6 protein-coding genes are annotated in these 6,076 nt (G+C 63.2%); all 6 read left to right on the plus strand.

Annotated elements, in window-relative coordinates:
* Positions 1–578, plus strand: a 578-nt coding sequence (locus AC4FAH_RS09090) for a four-carbon acid sugar kinase family protein (protein WP_490245924.1), incomplete at its 5' end; no start/stop codon positions are given.
* Entirely contained in the window at positions 575–1,228 is a 654-nt protein-coding gene (gene otnC / locus AC4FAH_RS09095) for a 3-oxo-tetronate 4-phosphate decarboxylase (RefSeq protein ID WP_286988053.1), read from the plus strand. The genes AC4FAH_RS09090 and otnC, both read left to right, overlap by 4 nt.
* Positions 1,229–1,266: 38 nt before the next feature.
* On the plus strand, positions 1,267–2,079 hold the full coding sequence (otnI, locus tag AC4FAH_RS09100) for a 2-oxo-tetronate isomerase (RefSeq protein ID WP_153635987.1): 813 nt from the start codon (positions 1,267–1,269) through the stop codon (positions 2,077–2,079).
* An 83-nt stretch (positions 2,080–2,162) separates the two neighbouring features.
* On the plus strand, positions 2,163–3,158 hold the full coding sequence (denD, locus tag AC4FAH_RS09105; RefSeq protein ID WP_213114456.1) for a D-erythronate dehydrogenase: 996 nt from the start codon (positions 2,163–2,165) through the stop codon (positions 3,156–3,158).
* Positions 3,159–3,321: 163 nt separating this feature from the next.
* Positions 3,322–4,698: a GntP family permease gene (locus AC4FAH_RS09110; RefSeq protein WP_131432235.1), complete on the plus strand. Its 1,377-nt coding sequence runs from the start codon at positions 3,322–3,324 to the stop codon at positions 4,696–4,698.
* Between the two features lie 299 nt (positions 4,699–4,997).
* On the plus strand, positions 4,998–6,076 hold a 1,079-nt coding region (locus tag AC4FAH_RS09115; protein WP_490245925.1), incomplete at its 3' end, for a GGDEF domain-containing protein.

The following is a 6,076-nucleotide window of genomic DNA, read 5'->3' on the forward strand; positions in this document are numbered from 1 at the left end:
CCCCGGCGCAGGGCGCCGCGATGGTGCTGTCCGGCAGTTGTTCTCGCATGACGCTCAAGCAGGTGGCGCACTTCACTCAGCAGCATGCTGCCTTCGCGCTGGACCCCGTCAAGCTCAACGCGAGCGATACCCACTTCGAGGCGGCGCTGGAGTTCGCCCGTGAGCAACTGGCGGCGACGGACCCCAAGCCATTTCTTATCTACGCCTCGGCCGAGCCGGAAAGTGTCAAGGCGGCGCAGGCGTCACTGGGCGTCAAGCAGGCCGGTGAGCTCATCGAGTGCGCCCTGGCCAGTCTGGCCAGCACCCTGGTCGCGGAAGGCGTCGGGCGCCTGCTGGTGGCGGGGGGAGAAACCTCCGGCGCGGTGGTCTCGGCGCTCGACATCCGTGAGCTGCGTATCGGCGGTCAGATCGACCCCGGTGTGCCCTGGACACAGGCACCGCACCCGGCCGCCGGCCCCTCGCAGCCGGAGGCGATGCTCTCGCTGACACTCAAGTCCGGCAACTTCGGGGGTGAAGACTTCTTTACCCGGGCATTCGACGTGCTGGATGCCATGAATCCTCGCGAGGAGAACGCATGAGTCAGTCACAGCACGATATCAACGTGTTGCGTGAGCAGGTCGCCACCTACGGCAAGTCACTGTTCGACCGCGGCCTGACCATGGGGGCCAGCGGCAACATCAGCCAGCGGCTGGACGATGGCGGCTGGTTGATGACGCCGACCAATGCCTGCCTGGGGCGTCTGGACCCGGCGCGCATCTCGCGCCTCGATGCCCAGGGCGTGTTGATCGATGGCGACGCGCCGACCAAGGAGCACTTCCTGCATCGCGCCATGTATGACGAGCGCCCGCAGTCGGGTGCCATCGTCCACCTGCATTCGACCCACTCGGTGGCGGTGTCCTGCCTGCCGGACGTGAATCCCTGCGAGTGCATTCCTCCGCTGACGGCCTATTACGTGATGCGGGTCGGCAAGTTGCCGCTGGTGCCTTACTACATGCCGGGCGACCCCGCGCTGGGCGATGCCGTGCGTGGCCTGGCCGGCAAGCACTGCGCCGTGTTGCTGGCCAATCATGGCCCGGTGGTGGCCGGCAAGACCCTGGAAGCGGCGGTCTATGCCACGGAAGAGCTTGAGGAAACCGCCAAGCTGTTCCTGCTGCTGCAGGGCAAGAACCCACGTGGGATGACCCCGGAACAGGTGGCGGAACTCGAAGCCAGGTTCGGGCGCCCCTGAGTGATGACGTCTTCGTCTGTGAAATCCAAGGATCTGACATGACCCGATTGGCCGCCAATCTCAGCATGCTGTTCACCGAGCATGACTTTCTCGATCGCTTCGCGGCTGCGGCCGAAAGTGGTTTTCGCGGGGTCGAATATCTCTTCCCCTATGCCTATTCCCCGCAAGAATTGCGCGCAAGGCTCGATGAGCACCAGCTGTCGCAGGTGCTGTTCAATCTGCCGCCGGGCGACTGGGAGGCCGGTGAGCGTGGCCTGACCTGTCTGCCGGGGCGCGAGGAGGAGTTTCGGGCCTCGGTGGCCGAGGCGATTCGCTATGCCCAGGTGCTCGACTGTCCGCGCGTGCATGCCATGGCGGGCCTGGTACCGCAGGGCGCGGATGACGCCATGCGCGCGCGTTGCACCGAGACCTACATCCACAACCTGCGTTACGCCGCCGCCGAGCTTGAGAAGGTCGGCAAGACACTGCTGATCGAACCGATCAATCCGCGCGACATGCCCGGCTTCTATCTGAGTGGTCAGGCGCAGGCACGCGAGATTCTCGCCCAGGTCGGCGCCGCCAACCTCAAGGTGCAGTTCGATCTCTATCACTGCCAGATCGTCGAGGGCGATCTGATCCGCAATCTGGAAGCGCAGTTCGCGCATATGGGCCATGTGCAGATCGCCGGCGTGCCGGACCGTCGCGAGCCGGATGTCGGTGAAGTGCATTATCCGGCGCTGTTCGACCGGCTGGAGAGTCTGGGTTACGACGGCTGGATCGGCTGTGAATACCGTCCGCGGGGTGAGACGCGCGCAGGCCTCGGCTGGGGTCGCGCCTTCGGGCTCAACGACGGCCAGTCCGGCACCGCCTGATCACGACTCAAGACAGCAGAAACGCCAATAACGACAACACGTCATGAGCCGTCATGCCAGGCGGCGAGCAAGGAGTCCACACGATGCACGTCATGATTACCGGCGCTGCCGGATTTCTCGGTCAGCGCCTGACCGAGGCCTTGATCGACACGGGCAGCCTGAAGGGGCAGCCATTGTCACGCTTGACCCTGTTGGATCAGATCGAGGCGCCACGTCCCGAGGCGGCGTCATGTCTGGCAGTCGAACCGGCCACCTCGCTGGATATCGAGATCGTGGCAGGCGATATCGCCGATGCCGAGGTGCTTGATCGCTGCCTGGCGGGCGAGCCGCAGGTGATCTATCACCTGGCAGCCGTGGTCAGCTCGGCGGCCGAGGCGGACCTGGCGCTCGGCATGCGCGTCAACTTCGACGCGACTCGCCTGCTGCTGGAAGGCTGCGCGGCGCGTGGATTGCGCGACACCCGGCTGGTGATGGCCAGTTCGGTCGCCGCCTACGGAGGCGATCTTCCCGAGACGCTGAGCGACATGACCGCGCTGGTGCCGCAGAACTCCTACGGCACCCAGAAGGCGATGTCGGAACTGCTGATCAATGACTACAGCCGTCGCGGGCTGGTGGATGGCTGCGTGCTGCGTCTGCCCACCATCATCGTGCGCCCCGGGCGTCCCAATGCGGCAGCCTCGAGCTTCGCCTCCTCCATCCTGCGCGAACCGCTCAATGGCGAAGCCGCCATCTGCCCGGTACCGAGCAAGCTCGAGATGTTCGTAATGTCGCCCCGTCGGGTGGTCGCGGCCCTGCTAAAGGGCGCGGAGGTGGCGAGCGCGGACTTCGGCCTCTCTCGCTGCTTCATGCTGCCGGGCATCACCGTCAGCGTCGCGTCAATGCTCGCGGCGCTCAAGGATGTCGCCGGCGAGCAGGCGCTGGCACTCGTCAAGCATGAGCCTGACCCGCGTATCACCGCCATCGTCGGCAGCTGGCCGGCGCGCTTTGACACCCGCAAGGCGCGTTCGCTGGGCTTCGTCGGCGATGCCGACCTGCACGAGATTCTCAATGCGTATCGCGATGAGAGCGCCAACGCCTAGCCAGCGTCTGGGCATCTTATCCAAGACGAGCTCGCTAGACACCTTTGCCAGAGCTGCTCGTCACATCAGTACGTCAATAACAACGATCGGCGTCATGCCAGCCGGCAGCGCCGACACCGCATACCTTGCGCCACACAATAACAAACTACAGGAGTAGCCCCCCATGACAGACGCCGCCGTCGCGGGGCCACAGGTCATCATCGGCCTGGGCATCGCCATCTTCGTCATGATCTATCTGGTATTGAAAACCCGCGTGCATGCCTTGCTGGCCTTGATCATCGCCGCCTCACTGGCGGGGTTGATCGGCGGCATGCCGCCCAATGAGGTCATCAGTGCCATCACCACCGGTTTCGGCAAGACGCTTTCCACCATCGGTCTCGTGATCGGCTTCGGCGTGATGATGGGGCGTATCCTGGAGGTGACCGGTGCCGGGCAGCGCATGGCCTACGCTATCCTCAATCTGCTGGGCAAGAACAAGGAAGAGGCCGCGATGGCGCTGACGGGCTACATCGTCTCCATTCCGATCTTCTGTGATTCGGCCTACGTCATCCTCAACCCGCTGGTGCGTTCACTGGCGCGCAACAGCGGACGTTCGGTGATCGGTCTGGGCATCGCGCTGGCAGCTGGCTTGATCATCACCCACTCGAGCGTGCCACCGACCCCGGGCCCGCTGGGCGTGGCGGGTATCTTCGGTGTCGACATCGGTCTGATGATCGGCTGGGGCCTGGTGATTACCGCGCCGGCGCTGATTGCACTGGTGATCTATGCCCGCCTGATGGGCCCGCGTATCGAGGCGATGCTGGAAGCCCAGCCGGGTGGTTTCGAAGGTAGCGTCAAGCATGACACCGACAGCATGATGCCTGAATCTGAGCTGCCGTCCCTGCTGATGTCCTGCATGCCGATCGGCCTGCCCATCGCGCTGATCTTCCTCAATACGCTGGTCAGTGCCGTGATGGGCGATACCAGCAATGCGCTCACCAGCACCATCGCCTTCGTCGGCAACCCGGTGATCGCCGTGGGCATCGGGGTACTGGTCGCCATCTATGGTCTGATGCCGAAGACCCCCAAGCAGGAAGTTTTCGATCATCTGGAAAAGGGCGTCGAGACGGCGGGTATCATCCTGCTGGTCACCGGTGCCGGTGGTGCGCTGGGCTCGGTACTGCGTGCCAGTGGCGGCGGCGATTACATCGCCATGCAGGTGGCGGCACTGGGGCTTCAGCCGCTGTTGATTCCGTTCATCATCGCCACCTTGGTGCGCTTCATCCAGGGGAGTGGCACGGTGTCGATGATTACCGCGGCCTCGATCTCCGCACCGATCCTGATGGGCATGCCGGACGTCAACATGGTGCTGGCCGCGCAGGCCGCCTGTATCGGCGCGATGTTCTTCAGCTACTTCAATGACAGCTATTTCTGGGTCGTCAATCGCATGCTCGGCGTCAAGAGCACCAAGCATCAGATGCTGGTGCTGACCCTGCCGACGACGCTGGCCTGGGCCATTTCCATCATCACCCTGTTGCTGCTCAACGCCATCGTCGGTTGAGCCAGCCAGAGCAGTCTGTTTTATCAGGAGCGCCGGGCCTCATCGAGGCCCGGTTTTTTCGTTGGATTTTCGTTCATGAGCGAGGTATCAACACGGACATGCGGCGCTTGAGCATCTCCGTCAGCGTGGCTTTCAACATCTGCGCATGTAATAAAGAAAGCAGGGCGATCGAAGGGAAATCAGACATGCCTTCACGAATGGCAATATTGGAGCAACACCTGAGTGCCACGACTCCTGCGAGGCTGAGCTTTGCCCCTGAACTCGAGAGGGACTTTGAACAGTTCGAGCATCGTCGGCGCATGAGTCGTGCCGTAATGGGCTGCTGGAGCCTGATCATCTTTCAGCTGATGTTCGTGCTCTATGACACCGTCTATGCGCCGGTCGCGATGCCGGTGACAGAGAATCTCGCCGTGATGCTGCGCCTGTACGTCTGCATCGCGCTCGCGATTCTCGTGCTGGTCCTCAAGAGTGAGGTCTGTCGCCCCGTCGGGCGCGAGGCGCTGCTGGTCGCGACACTGTGGGGCGTGATCGGCCTGGCGGCGTGGCTGGCGGTTCGCGAGAACCACCTGCGCTGCTTCCTCGAACTCTATGCGCTGGGCGTGGTGCCACTGGTCGGTATCGTCCTGATGCAGCTGCGTTTCGTCTCGGCTCTGGTGCTGTCGGCAGGGGGGATGGCCATCGTGATGAGCGTAGCGATGCCCTATGCCCATATGGACTTCGCGATCGTCTTCGTCTTCATGGCGTTCTGCCTGTTTTCGCTGATCTCCAGCTTCCGCATCGAGTTCTCGGCCCGTCATGCCTATCTGATGACCTCCATCGATCAACTGCGCCTGCAGGATGTGGAATCACGCAATGCCGAGCTGCAGGAAATGGCCTGTCTCGACCCGCTGACCCAGCTCTACAATCGCCGTCATCTGATCGAGGTGCTAAAGCAGCACCATGGCGATGCTCAGCAGGCGAAGAACGGCGTGTCAGCGTCCCATCCGGTGCCACCGTTACCATGTCTGGCGCTGATGATGATGGATGTCGATCTCTTCAAGGCTTTCAATGATCACTACGGGCATGTCGCGGGCGACAACTGCCTGTATCAGATTGCCCAGGCCTTGCAGGAAACACTGGACAGGGAAAAAGGCGCTGGCATCGCCGGTGCTCTCGAGGGGAAAGAGGCTGCGTTGGCCAGCGTAGTTCGCTTCGGCGGCGAGGAGTTTACCGCCCTGGTGGCCGTGCGTGATCTCGAGCATGCGCGCAGTCTGGCCGAGGCAATGCGCTATGCCGTCAAGTCGCTCAAGCTGCCTCACCGCGAGTCGGAACTCGGCGTCGTCACCCTGAGTGTGGGGCTTTGCGTCATCCCCTTGTCGCGCCTGCTCGAGGGCGAGGG

The organism is Cobetia sp. (assembly GCF_983723665.1).

What these genes read in the sequence shown, in the direction of transcription:
- otnC (WP_286988053.1), top strand. Translation starts at nt 575, where the DNA reads ATGAGTCAGTCACAGCACGATATCAACGTGTTGCGTGAGCAGGTCGCC.
- otnI (WP_153635987.1), top strand. Translation starts at nt 1,267, where the DNA reads ATGACCCGATTGGCCGCCAATCTCAGCATGCTGTTCACCGAGCATGAC.
- denD (WP_213114456.1), top strand. Translation starts at nt 2,163, where the DNA reads ATGCACGTCATGATTACCGGCGCTGCCGGATTTCTCGGTCAGCGCCTG.
- AC4FAH_RS09110 (WP_131432235.1), top strand. Translation starts at nt 3,322, where the DNA reads ATGACAGACGCCGCCGTCGCGGGGCCACAGGTCATCATCGGCCTGGGC.